General features: G+C 36.7%; 16 protein-coding genes and 1 pseudogene. 7 read left to right on the forward strand and 10 right to left on the reverse strand.

Annotated elements, in window-relative coordinates; all coding sequences use genetic code 11:
• Nucleotides 1–89: 89 nt before the first annotated feature.
• A complete protein-coding gene (locus PN450_RS15120; protein ID WP_271836814.1) occupies nt 90–1487 on the reverse strand; it encodes an ammonium transporter in 1398 nt (465 codons plus the stop codon).
• Nucleotides 1488–2144: 657 nt separating this feature from the next.
• Here PN450_RS15120 and PN450_RS15125 point away from each other — a divergent pair.
• Nucleotides 2145–2768, forward strand: coding sequence for a hypothetical protein (locus PN450_RS15125; protein WP_271836815.1), 624 nt, complete (start codon nt 2145–2147; stop codon nt 2766–2768).
• Nucleotides 2769–3006: 238 nt separating this feature from the next.
• On the opposite strand, the gene PN450_RS15130 is transcribed toward PN450_RS15125, so the two are convergent.
• The 3 genes and pseudogenes from PN450_RS15130 to PN450_RS15140 all read right to left on the reverse strand — a co-directional run.
• The gene (locus tag PN450_RS15130) at nt 3007–3363 is read right to left on the reverse strand and encodes a hypothetical protein (RefSeq protein WP_148761997.1); all 357 of its coding nucleotides are present in this window, start codon (nt 3361–3363) and stop codon (nt 3007–3009) included.
• Between the two features lie 119 nt (nt 3364–3482).
• A complete protein-coding gene (locus PN450_RS15135) occupies nt 3483–3869 on the reverse strand; it encodes a hypothetical protein (RefSeq protein WP_148761995.1) in 387 nt (128 codons plus the stop codon).
• A gap of 269 nt (nt 3870–4138) precedes the next feature.
• Nucleotides 4139–4489 (reverse strand): annotated as a pseudogene (locus PN450_RS15140) (ferredoxin:protochlorophyllide reductase (ATP-dependent) subunit B); the annotation flags it as partial.
• 336 nt (nt 4490–4825) lie between these two features.
• Here PN450_RS15140 and PN450_RS15145 point away from each other — a divergent pair.
• The 6 genes from PN450_RS15145 to PN450_RS15170 all read left to right on the forward strand — a co-directional run bounded on the left by PN450_RS15145 (nt 4826) and on the right by PN450_RS15170 (nt 9751).
• The gene (locus PN450_RS15145; protein ID WP_271823403.1) at nt 4826–5470 is read left to right on the forward strand and encodes a COP23 domain-containing protein; all 645 of its coding nucleotides are present in this window, start codon (nt 4826–4828) and stop codon (nt 5468–5470) included.
• Between the two features lie 156 nt (nt 5471–5626).
• Nucleotides 5627–6424: a S1 family peptidase gene (locus tag PN450_RS15150; protein WP_246863090.1), complete on the forward strand. Its 798-nt coding sequence runs from the start codon at nt 5627–5629 to the stop codon at nt 6422–6424.
• Nucleotides 6425–6446: 22 nt separating this feature from the next.
• Complete coding sequence (locus PN450_RS15155) at nt 6447–7442, forward strand: S1 family peptidase (protein WP_271836816.1); 996 nt, start codon at nt 6447–6449, stop codon at nt 7440–7442.
• A 96-nt stretch (nt 7443–7538) separates the two neighbouring features.
• Nucleotides 7539–8894 carry a UDP-N-acetylmuramoyl-tripeptide--D-alanyl-D-alanine ligase gene (locus PN450_RS15160; RefSeq protein ID WP_271836817.1) on the forward strand — a complete coding sequence of 452 codons (1356 nt, stop codon included), beginning with the start codon at nt 7539–7541 and terminating at the stop codon, nt 8892–8894.
• Between the two features lie 365 nt (nt 8895–9259).
• Nucleotides 9260–9442, forward strand: a complete 183-nt coding sequence (locus tag PN450_RS15165; RefSeq protein ID WP_271836818.1) for a hypothetical protein — start codon at nt 9260–9262, stop codon at nt 9440–9442.
• A gap of 108 nt (nt 9443–9550) precedes the next feature.
• On the forward strand, nt 9551–9751 hold the full coding sequence (locus PN450_RS15170) for a hypothetical protein (protein ID WP_148761985.1): 201 nt from the start codon (nt 9551–9553) through the stop codon (nt 9749–9751).
• Between the two features lie 144 nt (nt 9752–9895).
• Here PN450_RS15170 and PN450_RS15175 read toward each other — a convergent pair whose 3' ends face one another.
• The 6 genes from PN450_RS15175 to PN450_RS15200 all read right to left on the reverse strand — a co-directional run bounded on the left by PN450_RS15175 (nt 9896) and on the right by PN450_RS15200 (nt 13012).
• Nucleotides 9896–10225: a hypothetical protein gene (locus PN450_RS15175; RefSeq protein ID WP_015079428.1), complete on the reverse strand. Its 330-nt coding sequence runs from the start codon at nt 10223–10225 to the stop codon at nt 9896–9898.
• Nucleotides 10226–10432: 207 nt separating this feature from the next.
• Nucleotides 10433–10834, reverse strand: a complete 402-nt coding sequence (locus PN450_RS15180) for a fasciclin domain-containing protein (protein WP_015079427.1) — start codon at nt 10832–10834, stop codon at nt 10433–10435.
• A 277-nt stretch (nt 10835–11111) separates the two neighbouring features.
• A complete protein-coding gene (locus PN450_RS15185) occupies nt 11112–11669 on the reverse strand; it encodes a CBS domain-containing protein (protein ID WP_271836819.1) in 558 nt (185 codons plus the stop codon).
• Nucleotides 11670–11828: 159 nt separating this feature from the next.
• Nucleotides 11829–12284 (reverse strand): CBS domain-containing protein, encoded by a 456-nt coding sequence (locus tag PN450_RS15190; RefSeq protein WP_015079424.1) that lies wholly within the window; start codon nt 12282–12284, stop codon nt 11829–11831.
• Between the two features lie 2 nt (nt 12285–12286).
• The gene (locus PN450_RS23955; RefSeq protein WP_334311494.1) at nt 12287–12640 is read right to left on the reverse strand and encodes a hypothetical protein; all 354 of its coding nucleotides are present in this window, start codon (nt 12638–12640) and stop codon (nt 12287–12289) included.
• 12 nt (nt 12641–12652) lie between these two features.
• The gene (locus tag PN450_RS15200) at nt 12653–13012 is read right to left on the reverse strand and encodes a thioredoxin family protein (RefSeq protein WP_015079422.1); all 360 of its coding nucleotides are present in this window, start codon (nt 13010–13012) and stop codon (nt 12653–12655) included.
• Nucleotides 13013–13123: the final 111 nt, after the last annotated feature.

Below are 13123 nucleotides of genomic sequence, written 5' to 3' on the forward strand. Positions count from 1 at the left end.
TCACTTTATCACACCACGTCCCTTTTAATGCTACTTATTCTCATTAAGCATCTTAATTTTTGAATTGACTTTAGTTATTATGTACTACTTTAAGGGCTTTTTTGATCTGTGACAGTTTGGGGTGCGGAATGTGGGTTATAACCTTCTTCTCCGTGTTCGTTAATATCCAAACCTTGATCTTCAGTTTGATCCGGAACTCGTAAACCAATTGTAGCCGCAATAATTTTGAGAATGATCCAAGTCCCGACAGCCGCAATGATATAGGCTAGGGCGATCGCTCCTAATTCTACAAATAATTCACCGAAGTTACCACGCAATACCCCATCTTTACCGCCGCTATTAACTTCGGTTGTCGCCAAAATAGCTGTTAAAATTGCGCCAATCGTCCCACCAACGCCATGAACGAAATAGGTATCTAAGGCATCATCAATCCGCAATTTGTGCTTGAAACTGACAGCATAGAAGCAGAAGAAGGCGGTAATAAAACCGATGAGAATTGCTCCTAGAGGTGTGACAAATCCGGCGGCTGGGGTGATCCCAACTAAACCAGCTACCGCACCTGTGGCCGCGCCTACTGCGGTGGGTTTTCCCCGTAATGTGGCTTCTAAAATTAACCACATTAATCCCCCAGCGGCGGCTGATGTATTGGTAGCAACAAAGGCTACGGTAGCTACTGTTCCTGCGGATAAGGCGCTACCAGCATTAAAACCGAACCAGCCAAACCAAAGTAAGCCAGCACCTAACAAAATAAAGGGGACGTTATGGGGAGGGCTAAGACGATCTGGATAGTTTTTTCTGGGGCCGAGAACAATTGCTGCTACCAATGCTGACACACCGGAACTAATATGCACTACTGTCCCACCAGCAAAGTCTAGAGCGCCGATGCCGCCATATAAACTTAAAAATCCTCCTTTTGCCCAAACCATGTGTGCCAGGGGTGTGTAGATGAAAGTTGACCAGAGCAGGACAAATAGGCAATAGGCGCGGAAACTCATCCGTTCGGCGATCGCTCCCGAAATTAAGGCTGGGGTAATAATTGCAAACATGGCTTGATAGATCATGAATGCTTGATGGGGAATTGTCCCTGCATAAGAAACAACTTCCGCAGGGGCTGAACCTTGCAGATAGCCTGTTGTTTCTAAGCCGACACCGTTTAACCCAAACCACTGCAAACCACCGATAAAGGGCAACCCAGGGGCAAATGAAAGGCTATAACCCCAGAGAATCCAGGTGACTCCGACAATGCCCATCAACACAAAACTCATCATCAATGTGTTGAGGATATTATGCGATCGCACAAACCCACCATAAAAGAAGGCTAATCCCGGTGTCATTAGCAATACTAAGGCTGATGAAATCAGCATAAATGCTGTATCACCTGAATTAGGAGGGGGTGCAGCAGCGGCTTCTGCAAGGGCATTTCCTGTTAATAACCCTACCAACAGAAATAGGGTTAAACACCCAATAATGACTACTTTTTTGAACATTTATTTTCGCTCCTCTGTGTCTACAATATTAGTCTTAATTAAATATAATTCGTATTATTTGCTACTTTTTTCTGTCTTTAAAGTTACTTAATGTTTAATTTTTCAGTAATTTTCACAAAAATCTGATCTTTTATCTAACTTAAAATTTGCACTAAGGTTCATTTTATTATGCAATATTTACATTTCGTTGATACTTTGCGGTTTTAAAGTTCTGGTTTTTGCTCTTTCTAAAGCAGTTAAAAGACGCGCTGCATTTTGAGATGAGCGCAGTAAATGAGTTGTTTCTAATCAACTTTCTAATTCGTCAGCAGCAAGAGGGGGGAGGTTTGCACCATCAGGTTGGGTAATCATCATTACTTATCTATCTGCAACTACTTGAGCGCAGATGTCAGCTAGGTTATTACGAGCATCTGTTAAGCTTTCTCACCCGTCTGGGAATTAATTCCCAGTCTCATAGCCGAAGTCCGTTAAAACGGACTCAAAGATTATTCTAGTCGTCTTGAGACGACTTTTGCCAGAAGAAAAAAATTAATAAAAAATTAATAATAAATGGCACACGCAGCTTTATAATAATGTTGATACAATGACATACTGTACAGTATGTTTTCTCAAAAGCGGAAAAATAGAAAAGTTCATTTAATTTAACGGGTGTTTACTATGAAGTTTAATGTTTTTGTTGATGGTAGCTGGTTATTTAAAATCTGTGGGGCTAACAAAGCTTTGTCTCAAAGAACGTATCAAAAAGACAGGAATTTCAACTTGGATTTCAATAAGTTAATTAAATTAATACAAGATAAGCTTATAAAAAGTTTTGAAATTTTTTCAATTGAGAAAGGTGATTTTTATCTATTTTCAGCAATATTTGATTATGAAGAAAATCAAATTCGTAAATGGCATACTGAGAATAATGAGCATCTAAAAAATATTAAAGATATTGATGCTTTTATAGAAAAATTTAAAAGAAATGTAAATGCAAGAGAAACATTTATAAAATCATCAGAAAATGCTGGCTTTGATATTTCAGGTGTACACCACGTTACCTTGAAACCTTGGATGTGTAAAGCTTTAAACGAATTCAGGTATCAGGAAAAAATGGTTGATACATCCCTGGTTGCTAGGCTAGTTGAGCATACCCTGATAGGTCTAACAGAAACAGATATTCAAGTTGTTATTGCAGGGGATTTAGATATTTTACCAGGAATAAAAACAATTATTCCAGACTATACAAAAAAATTGATTTTGGTAACGATTACTCCTGAACAATATGATGAATCAACTTAAGCTTCATCTTTTGAATTGAGTAATTTTAAGTTTGACCATGACCCAATTCTCTTAGAGCGAGAAGTCGTACATATTATGCAAGGTAATTATGTAGCTTCATGCAATAATCCTGAGTGCAAGAGAGTGTTTTCATCCCATGTTAAAATAACGATGAATAGTAGTCTTTGTCCAAAGTGTAAGCAAGAACGTTCTAGATAAATTCTAAACATTATGCTCACACTGACGTATTTGAAGTATTTTAAGCATAGATAACACGCAAAGAGTCTAATTCCTTCATGTCAGTAACAACTTTACGTAAAGTTTCACTGAAATAGAAAACTTCATAATTAGGTGCAAGTTCTTTTTGTAGTTGCTTCCATAAACTAATACCTTCTGCTTCAAAAGCCGCTTTAGCCTCTAAACTGGGAAAACCTGATGAATTAGGATCTTCCCAGTTTAATTTCGCATCATAAATATCTGCCCATTTTTCTAAGCGGCTAATTGTTTCTTTGCTTAGTAGCAGTGTTTGAGGGTCAATATCTCCAGCTTTATCATAACTAGCCCACCATAGTGGGTAGCATCCATAATCGGCCATGAGTTTGATTTTGTCTGCCATAGTGAGTTTACCAAGTTATAGGAGAATAGGGTTCAGTTAAGGGTTTTTCAGATACTATTAGGTAACGAAATTTCAATGGTTTCAACCCCTTGTGATTTAGTTAACTGAACCGTATTGAGTTATAGGGAAGTCCTGGGGTTAGCCCCAACTATATATCCATTATCGCTTACAGTCACAGAGATGTAATGGGTTTTACCATTAAAGTTAACTTCATAAATAGGGCGTTTTTTTCTTCCTTGATAACCAACTATTTTACCTTCTATTACTGCTGTAATAATTGCATCTGGTATTTGGTCTGCTTCTATTCCTTGACCCGCAAATTGTGAAGAATGTTCTTCTAATATATGTTGAAGCCCTGCTTCAGATGTTCCTTTTTCTAAAAAGACAATTTTACCATCAGGAGTTTGAGCTATACTCTTTACCTCCTCTGGTGTGTGCTTAATCCCATTTTTACGGAGTGCTGCTAAGAGTGAGACCTTATCCTGCTGTTTATTTAATTCTGTCATTATAAGTAAGTCGGCCCAATAAAATCGATATATGTTTAGTTTTGTAAAAACCGTGAAACACCCTATTTATAAGGTATTCGTTAATTTATATTTCGTTACATAGATTGATTTTTTAACGCCGACCTACTTAAGTATTTTTAATAATTTTTAATAATAATCTTTATTGTGCTTTATAAATAGTAATTTGTCAACTATTTTGCAAAGGAGATTGAGAGGTAAAGATCATCAATGAATCCTTACCGCTTAATCTTCTTAACTAACCCCCAAACCTACGCCCCTACAGACTCCTTAGCTGCATACAAAACCTCAGCCGAAATATCCTTAAACCCACGCTCACGGGCAAACTTTTCAGTATTTCGCTTCACTTTCCCGCGCACAAAACCAGGAATTTTATTCAATTCTGCTTGGCCGTCTTTTGTCCAATTCAAACCAGATTCCGCAGAAATTCCTTTGGTAATCACTTCTTTTATATCGTGTCCACCAAAGATTTCTAATAAGTTATCTTCCATTCCCAAAGTGAAGGAATTGTAGATTAAATCAGTGATTTGATTTGTACCTTCATAACCCATAAATGGTTTGTAACCAATGGGGAAATTTTGAACGTGAATAGGTGCTGCAATCTTAACAAAGCTTTACGCAGAAATTTCAATACTTTCAATAACTATGGTTTTCAACATAGACATGGTATAATTACAATTATTATTGATAGCAAACAATACTGTGTTAACCCCCATCCTGGTTTAACTGCGGGAAGCTACCAATATAATCGGACTTATGGTAAACTCAGACTCTTAACTTCGCTGCAATGCCATCCTCCGCGAAAAAGAGGCTAGTAATTATCTAAGTCATAAGTCAATCTGTTGCCTCTGTGTATTAAAATATTGATGCAGTATTTTCTCTGGAAAAGTTGTACCCAAAAACTTCGTTTCTACATTTGTAAGATTTAGGATTAAACTATGAAATTTCCATTAGCTGCCCCCGTATTAATTGCAACTTTAACTCTATCTAGTGGTTTAGGATTAACGTCCACAGTCCAAGCCAAGCCTCCTGTAGATAATTCAGTCAATAATGTACCCGTTGATAATGCAGGGGTTAGTGATTCAGCGGTCAATGGTACTAAATTTAGTTGCGTTGCGGAAAATAATGGTAACGTGGCTACAATTGGTCAACGTCCCGGTGGACAGCCAATTCCTTTAATTATTTGGACTAAAAAGGGTGCTGATGCTTTTGGTGGAAAGTATAGTCCACAAAAACGTTGCGGTATCGTCACACCAAAATTGAATAAAGCTGTAGCTGACAGTGGTGGTAGTTTGAAAGATGTCGTTTTAATGACTGGCAAGGTTAGTGGTAGTACCGTAATTTGTGTAGTCTCGATGACAGATAGTGGTTGTAATAAAAACAATGTTCTTCTGACGCTGAAACCGGAAAATGCTGAAAAAGCAGAAGAAATTCTGTCCCAAATCGTGAAAATTAGCCGTGAAGGTTCGAGCGCGACTGCAATTTTAGAAACAACTGATAATCGTGTTCAAGTAAATTTAGGAGATTGGGAAAAAGCAACTATGGGTAATGCAAATCGTAAATCTGCAACTCCAAAATTTTAGTTGATTATTTTGTCAGGGTTTAGCGAAAAATACTGAACCCTGATTCCTACTTATTTTTTTGTCATTTTTTATCAATTTTCGGAAAATTATTGCATGATCAATCATATTTTTTTCTTATATAAAAAATCTTTTTTATTATTACTCCTGACTATATTTATGAGTAAGTTTTTTCTGGACTCAAATGCTCAAGCTGTAACTTTATCTGAGCAAGATTTGAGAAATTCAGTCCAGACAATCAATGTCAATGCCTCAGAAATTGCCAAACAAGTAACTGTCAGAATTATCACTAAGTTTGGTTCTGGATCAGGAGTAATTATTAAGCGTTATGGGCAAACTTATCTAGCACTAACAAATCATCATGTAGTGGCAGATAACCCTAAAAATGGCTATCAAGTCATGACGGTTGATGGTAAGCTGTATTCAGCACGGGATAGGACTCAAGTTAAAATTGCGACCTTGGACTTGGCATTGGTAGAATTTACTAGCAAACAAAACTATCAAGTAGTAGAATTGCAGAAATTACCAAAAATACTAGAGGGAGAAAAAGTATATGCAGCAGGGTTTCCGGCCTGGAATTTTATCCGAGAAGGAAACAAAATTACCAGATTTGAAGAAACTCGTAATTGGGGAATTAGAGCTTTTCATTTAACAACGGGAAAGATCGAAATGCAACTTGCGAAAACACTTCCTGGAGGTTACCAAGTTGGTTATACTAATGATGTTAGGCAAGGGATGAGCGGTGGACCACTTTTAAATCAAAAAGGAGAATTAATAGCAATTAATGGCTTATTAAAGTATCCCTTCCAGGGGATTAAGGCTTTTACTGATGGTTCTGTACCTAATCAACAAATTTATGCAAAAATAGACTCTTTAAGTTGGGCTATTCCTATTACTAAAGTCATTGATTTTATGGAGACACAAAATCTAGTTGAGCAAAATTTACATAATTACTGAAAAAAAATCAAAAATATTGAATATGCTTTTAATAACTAATCAATTAACTAGGGTGTTTTTGGCAATAACAGCAATGGCTATGACTATTCCAGCATTAGCTAACAGTGTACCTCAAGGAATCGCCGAAAATGTCAGAGAATCTATAGTCCAAATCAATAGCAAAGATAATGGTTCTCCTGGAGGTTCAGGAGTGATTATTGACGAAGAAAATAATATTTACACTGTATTAACTGCCAATCATGTTGTTTGTAGTGCCATAAAACGACCAGGGAAGATTAATTGCTCTCAAGATATCAATTACTCAATTCGTACCTACACAGGGAAAGAGTATGTTATGAAAAATCGTCAAGTTTTACAGACAGATCAAAATGGAGTTGATTTAGCAATTATTACATTTCAAGCTCCAGACTCAGAATATTATCGTCCTGTTGTTATTGAAGATAAGCCATTGGAAATTGGTACAGACATTTTTGTTGCTGGTTTTCCAGCCGTATTTGGCAAAAAAGGTGCAGATAGAGACTTTGCTTTTACAGGAGGGAGAATTGTTTTTAATCAGAATCTCCGAAATGGTTATAGTTTGGTTTATGATGCCAATACTTTGACTGGTAATAGTGGAGGAGGTGTATTTGATATTAATGGCAATCTTGTAGCCATTCACGGACTTGCAGATGCTACTAAATCGGGATTTAATGCCGGCATTCCTATTAAAACTTATTTGCAGTTAACCAAAGGGAAAGTTATCTCAAGTGACACGGAGACAATCCCCCAATCTGAGCCAGCAAAAATCTCCTCCAATGACCGAAATTTGCAGATTATTCAAAATTTCGGATACAATCCTACAGCTTGTGAACCTGGTAGACAAGTAGTATCAATTATGTTTGGCAATAAAGAATACTGTGTTGAGCCTAGACCTCCTTTAACTGGTTTAAAATACCGATATAATTCGACTACTAATCAATTAGAGCTTTTCGATGCACCAAAATCTAATAACCCTAACAACCCTAATATAGGTTTATAAGGAAAATGCCGCCAAGGTGGAGATTTTAAATTTTATTGAAAATGACACAAAAAATGTTAATGTAAATAGCTTTAAAATACCCTGTCATTTATCAATATGTCAGTCTCTATCACTATCTCTCAACTGCTTGAAGAACTTCAAGCTGAATCGGTGAATGTATCTGCGTCTACCTTAACTCAGTTGGGGATGGGGATACAAACAGATACTCGCATTTTGCAACCGGGTGAAGTCTTTTTGGCTTTGCGAGGAGAAAAGTTTGATGGACATGATTTTGTCGCGACAGCGATCGCTAAAGGGGCTATAGTTGCCATAGTTGATCATGCTTACGAAAATCCCGGTTTTCCAGTTTTGCGGGTTAAAGATACTTTAAAGGCATATCAACAAATTGCTAAATGGTGGCGTGAAAGCTTTACTATTCCTGTAATTGGCATCACAGGTTCAGTAGGGAAAACTACAACTAAAGAACTAATTGCCGCAGTTTTAGCCACAAAAGGAAAAGTTCATAAAACCTACGGGAATTTTAATAATGAAATAGGAGTCTCCAAAACCTTGTTAGAAATGGGTCGAGAAAATGACTTTGCTGTGATTGAAATGGCAATGCGAGGCAGGGGACAAATTGCCGAACTGACAGAAATTGCTAAACCGACAATTGGGGTAATCACCAATGTGGGAACTGCACATATTGAGTTACTTGGTTCAGAAGAAGCCATTGCTGAAGCTAAGTGTGAATTATTAGCAACAATGCCAAATGATAGTATCGCCATTCTTAATCATGATAACCCCCTATTAATGACAACAGCAGCGAAATTTTGGCAGGGTAAAGTTATCAGTTATGGCTTTTCTGGTGGTGATATCCAAGGAAAATTAATTGATAGTGAAACTGTAGAAGTTGCTGGCATCCGTTTACCTTTACCTTTACCTGGTCGTCATAATGCTACCAATTTTTTAGCAGCTTTAGCAGTAGCTAAGGTATTAGAAATTGATTGGCAATTATTACAATCTGGGGTCATGGTAAATATGCCCACAGGTAGAAGTCAACGCTTCACTTTAGCTAATGATGTGGTGATTTTAGATGAAACCTATAATGCCGCCCCAGAAGCCATGTTAGCGGCTTTGCAGTTGTTAGCAGACACACCCGGAAAGCGGAAAATTGCGGTTTTAGGGGCAATGAAGGAATTAGGAGAAAGATCCCCAGAACTTCATCAAAAAGTCGGGGAAATGGTCAAAAGTTTGCATCTTGATGGATTATTAGTATTAGTTGATGGTAAAGATGCGGAAATTATGGCTAATAGTGCCGATAATATATCTTGTGAATGTTTCACTAATCATACCGATTTGGTAACAAGATTAAAAACATTTATGCAAACAGGCGATCGCTTATTATTCAAAGCAGCCCATTCTGTGGGATTAGATCGAGTTGTCAACCAATTACGGGCAGAATTCACCAATTAAAAAGAGTTGAAAATTGTATTTTCAATATGTTGTCTATTTGCTATAGTTTAGACAAAACAAACTTAATTAAGTCGGTATTTTCTCAGAAATATCATCCACAAGAAAATTACATCTTTTGTAGAGATGTTGCATAAAACATCTCTACCATATAGCAAAAAACAATCTAAAAAGTCGTTTAACGAATGAAAATAAACCATTAATTGTTATCAATAGCTAGACAAAAATATTTCAATAAAGTCTTATCCATTGAGATCAAAGCCTTGAATTTATGGATTATTTTTGGAAGAATCAAAAGTAAGGTTAGTCAATATCAAGTCTAATCTTATTTGTTTGATATCAAGACGATATATAAAGGAGGAATTATCATGACTAATATCCAAATATCCACACTACTTCCTGCCAATTATGATTTATTTAATGATGCTGCTAGTTTTCTGAATGAATTAGCTACCGAGGAAGTACAAGATGTTTATGGTGGAGGTTATGGTGGTTATGGTAGAGGTTATGGTGGTTATAAGAACTGTTGCTGCTGGGGTTGCTGCTGTTAGTTAATTCACAGCTATTACGAATAGTCAAAATAGTAATTTTTATTTTTTATTACTATTTTGACTATTAAATTGTATTTGATCAAGACGAGATATCAAGGAGGAATTATCATGGCTAATATCCAAATATCTGCACTACTTCCTATCGGTTATGATTTATTTAATGATCCCGCTAGTTTTCTCAATGAACTAGCTAATGAGGAAGTACAAAATGTTATTGGTGGAGGTTATCATAGTTGTTGGTCTCATAAAAACAATTACTCTCACAACAATTCCAAGAGTGGTTATAACGGAAAATATTGGGGTCATTAAAATTAGAAAATAGCTGTTAGTTAACTAACAGCTATTACTAATAGTCAGAATAGTAATTTTTATTTTTTACTACTATTCTAACAGGTTATAAAAAAGTCAAATATCAGGTTTATAGCAATCGTGAAATTCTGACTTCTGTTGTAATTACTTACCAAAAGAAAACAATTGTGGAGAATTTTTTCGCCACATAATTACCAAAAGATTAGTTAATAAACAGGTAATTGCTAGGGATAACAAAATATAAGTTGGTGGCATAACTACACCAATCATGAACCAAGTGTAAACGTGCAGAAGCATGATACTAGCAAACAGACAAGCAAATCCAACAGATATCCACACCTGAAGCATGGGACGATTTAGGAAGGTGAGGACAATTGTGAATAAGGTTGTCAGGATATTAGCTGGAACAAGAAAGGCACAAATGCCTATACAGTTGTTGCGGGAAAATTCGATTAAGGTGTTGAAATCTAACATTAATTTTTGGGGATAATTGTAGGTTCTTATTATTAAGTTTTATTATCAATAATATCATTAATAAAATCATAGTACCTTAAAAGTGAGTAATTACGCCATTTATGTAACAATTTTTAAAGAATTAGCCTTGGCAACTAAATTTATTAATGATAGAGACGCTGTCAGAAACGTCTCTACAATGTCTCCCAGATGAAAAACTCTCTCCGATTAACCCATCAAAATCACAGTATCAATAACGTGAATCACGCCATTATCAGCATCAATATCTGCTGCTAAAACTGTGGCATTTTTTACCTCAAAACCATCATCACAATTAATTTTAATAGGAGAACCTTCCACAGAAGTTACAGTACCAAGTTTTGCTAAATCAGCCTTTGTTAACTTACCAGGCACGACGTGATAGGTTAAAATCCTTGCTAACTGAGGAATATTTTGTAATAAAGTTGTAATCGTGCCTGGGGGTAACTTAGCAAAAGCGTCGTCAGTTGGTGCAAATACGGTGAATGGACCAGGACTTTTTAATGTTTCCACTAACCCAGCAGCTTGGACAGCCGCCACTAAAGTTTTAAACGCATCATTACTAACTGCAATATCAACAATATCAGGCATTGACTTTACCTCTCATCTACCAAAGGTTCTAAAAAATAGTAAATCATGTTTAAGTTTTATTAATGACAATTCTGATAAAATATATTCTGATGATTTTCTGAATATTTTTTTATACATAAAATGGATAAACGCACTTATGCAATATTGGGGACTGGTGCATTAGGTGGATTTTATGGTGCAAAACTTATCCCCATAGTTGTTATTTAAGGGGAAAAAGCAAAGAGAAAACCTTTACCCCTAAGAGGATGTTGGGAAAATCAGGCAAGGTAAATAATATTTATTCGACAACATTCTCCTTCACTAATCTTTGGTCAGATGCTACTGCCAGAAGTTCTTCCATAATATCCCAAGCTGCTGCACATTCACGAGAAGAATCGCCCTTAGTTGCACAAATTGTTCTCGCTTCTTCCCGTGCAACTTCTATTTCGTCCTCAATAAAGATACGTTTTGGATTTTCAAACAAATCACTTTTTCTGAGGATATCGGTAATTGAGATGATTCCTAACAGCTTACCTTTAATTACGGGAGCGCGACGAATACGGGTATTGGCAAACAAGCGAGCTACATACTCCACACCAAGCTCAGGATTGACGACAATACAAGGCTTAGTCATAATTTCATAAACTCGCAGTTGTTTGGAGTCTTTACCATAGGCAGCAACTTTATAGACAATATCAGTTTCACTGACCATGCCATAGGGGTCATTTTCTGTACGAGGTTCCACAATTAAAGAACGCAAACCTTTATATTTCATCAAATCCACAGCTTCCGCTACGGTTGCTGAACCACGAATTGTAATCACTTCTGTGGTCATTATGTCTTCAGCTTTCATCATCGGTTTATAAATTCCTGTCAATAGTTGGATTGAAATTTGTGGGTAACTTGTGAATTGTAATGAATTTGCAAAAAGCCCGTTTCAGCCTTCTCCAGATTGCTGATTATTCTTATGTAAATGAGTATGCTTGACTGAGCAAAAAACCATGAATTCTTGGATTTAATCTTCGTAAATTCTGGCTTCTAAAGCATTGGGAAATTCTTGACAATACATCTCAAAATAGCTTTTTGGGTTTTCCACAAAGTCACTTTTTCTGAGGATATCGGTAATTGAGATGATTCCTAATAGCTTACCTTTAATTACAGGGGCGCGACGGATGCCTGTATTGGCAAATAAGCGGGCTACATACTCCACACCAAGTTCAGGATTGACGACAATACAAGGCTTGGTCATAATTTCATAAACTCGCACTTGTTTGGAGTCTTTACCATAAGCACCAACTTTATAAACAATATCAGTTTCAGTGATCATGCCATAGGGGTCATTTTCTGTGCGAGGTTCGACAATTAAAGATCGCAAATGGCGTTCTTTCATCAGTGCTACGGCTTCGGCTACGGTTGCTGAACCACGGATTGTGACAACTTCTGTGGTCATTATGTCTTCAGCTTTGATCATGGTTAAAATCCTGAAAGTAATGGGTATGAGTCTGTGGGACTTTGATTGGGTAAATGTCTAAATATGGAGCAGATTGAAATAGATTCACTTATTTCTAATATTTGCTGCTCAGACACTTTTGGAGAAAGATTAGATGTAGTTAATGGTTGAAAATTACTTGGTATTCCGGGTGCGTAAGCTTCAATGACACTTCCATCCAGAGAGCGCATTACCATCAGGTAGTCACAAACTGGACACTCTGTACGGATAATTTGATTCATCAAAGAATGCTTGTGAGCTAGTTTTCCATCAGTTAAAAACTGACGTTTTGCTTCACTACCGCAATTAGGACATGGAAATATATACGCTCTCTGCATGGAGAAACCCCCTCAAGAAGGTGAAAGTATTTTGTTTAAAGCTGTGGTGAATTTCTCATAGGGAACTACCCCAACAACTATTTCTGATAATTCGCCATGATTGAAAAACATAACTGCGGGAATACTGCGAATACCGTACTTTTTAGCAATGCTTTGATTTTCGCCATCACCAACATCTAATTTGACTACTTTTGCCTGATCTTTGTATTCTTGGGCTAGTTGATCCATTAAAGGAGCAACCATCCTACAAGGTCCGCACCAAGTTGCGGTGCAGTCCATGACAAACAACTCTTTCGCCTCTAAGAGCGATTCAAAGTCTGATTTTTGGATATATTGAACAAGAGTTTCATTCGGACTTTCAGAAGTAGCCATAGGTTTCTCCAGTAAAAATTAAAATTGGTGATTATGTGGTTGGGAAATTGGAAATTGTCAAGGATAAGATGGAATGTCCATGAGTTAAGTTGTTTGTTGAGGTAAAGCCAA

This window comes from Dolichospermum lemmermannii CS-548 (assembly GCF_028330815.1).
In the GTDB taxonomy this organism is placed as follows: Bacteria; Cyanobacteriota; Cyanobacteriia; order Cyanobacteriales; family Nostocaceae; genus Dolichospermum; species Dolichospermum lemmermannii.

Excerpts from the sequence above, each read along its gene's own strand:
- PN450_RS15165 (WP_271836818.1), top strand. The coding sequence starts at position 9,260 with ATGACTAATATCCAAATATCCACACTACTTCCTGCCAATTATGATTTA.
- PN450_RS15135 (WP_148761995.1), bottom strand. The coding sequence starts at position 3,869 with ATGACAGAATTAAATAAACAGCAGGATAAGGTCTCACTCTTAGCAGCA.
- PN450_RS15175 (WP_015079428.1), bottom strand. The coding sequence starts at position 10,225 with ATGTTAGATTTCAACACCTTAATCGAATTTTCCCGCAACAACTGTATA.
- PN450_RS15150 (WP_246863090.1), top strand. The coding sequence starts at position 5,627 with ATGAGTAAGTTTTTTCTGGACTCAAATGCTCAAGCTGTAACTTTATCT.
- PN450_RS15200 (WP_015079422.1), bottom strand. The coding sequence starts at position 13,012 with ATGGCTACTTCTGAAAGTCCGAATGAAACTCTTGTTCAATATATCCAA.
- PN450_RS15190 (WP_015079424.1), bottom strand. The coding sequence starts at position 12,284 with ATGATCAAAGCTGAAGACATAATGACCACAGAAGTTGTCACAATCCGT.
- PN450_RS15155 (WP_271836816.1), top strand. The coding sequence starts at position 6,447 with ATGCTTTTAATAACTAATCAATTAACTAGGGTGTTTTTGGCAATAACA.
- PN450_RS15185 (WP_271836819.1), bottom strand. The coding sequence starts at position 11,669 with ATGATGAAAGCTGAAGACATAATGACCACAGAAGTGATTACAATTCGT.
- PN450_RS15125 (WP_271836815.1), top strand. The coding sequence starts at position 2,145 with ATGAAGTTTAATGTTTTTGTTGATGGTAGCTGGTTATTTAAAATCTGT.
- PN450_RS23955 (WP_334311494.1), bottom strand. The coding sequence starts at position 12,640 with ATGCAGAGAGCGTATATATTTCCATGTCCTAATTGCGGTAGTGAAGCA.
- PN450_RS15130 (WP_148761997.1), bottom strand. The coding sequence starts at position 3,363 with ATGGCAGACAAAATCAAACTCATGGCCGATTATGGATGCTACCCACTA.
- PN450_RS15120 (WP_271836814.1), bottom strand. The coding sequence starts at position 1,487 with ATGTTCAAAAAAGTAGTCATTATTGGGTGTTTAACCCTATTTCTGTTG.
- PN450_RS15170 (WP_148761985.1), top strand. The coding sequence starts at position 9,551 with ATGGCTAATATCCAAATATCTGCACTACTTCCTATCGGTTATGATTTA.
- PN450_RS15180 (WP_015079427.1), bottom strand. The coding sequence starts at position 10,834 with ATGCCTGATATTGTTGATATTGCAGTTAGTAATGATGCGTTTAAAACT.
- PN450_RS15145 (WP_271823403.1), top strand. The coding sequence starts at position 4,826 with ATGAAATTTCCATTAGCTGCCCCCGTATTAATTGCAACTTTAACTCTA.
- PN450_RS15160 (WP_271836817.1), top strand. The coding sequence starts at position 7,539 with ATGTCAGTCTCTATCACTATCTCTCAACTGCTTGAAGAACTTCAAGCT.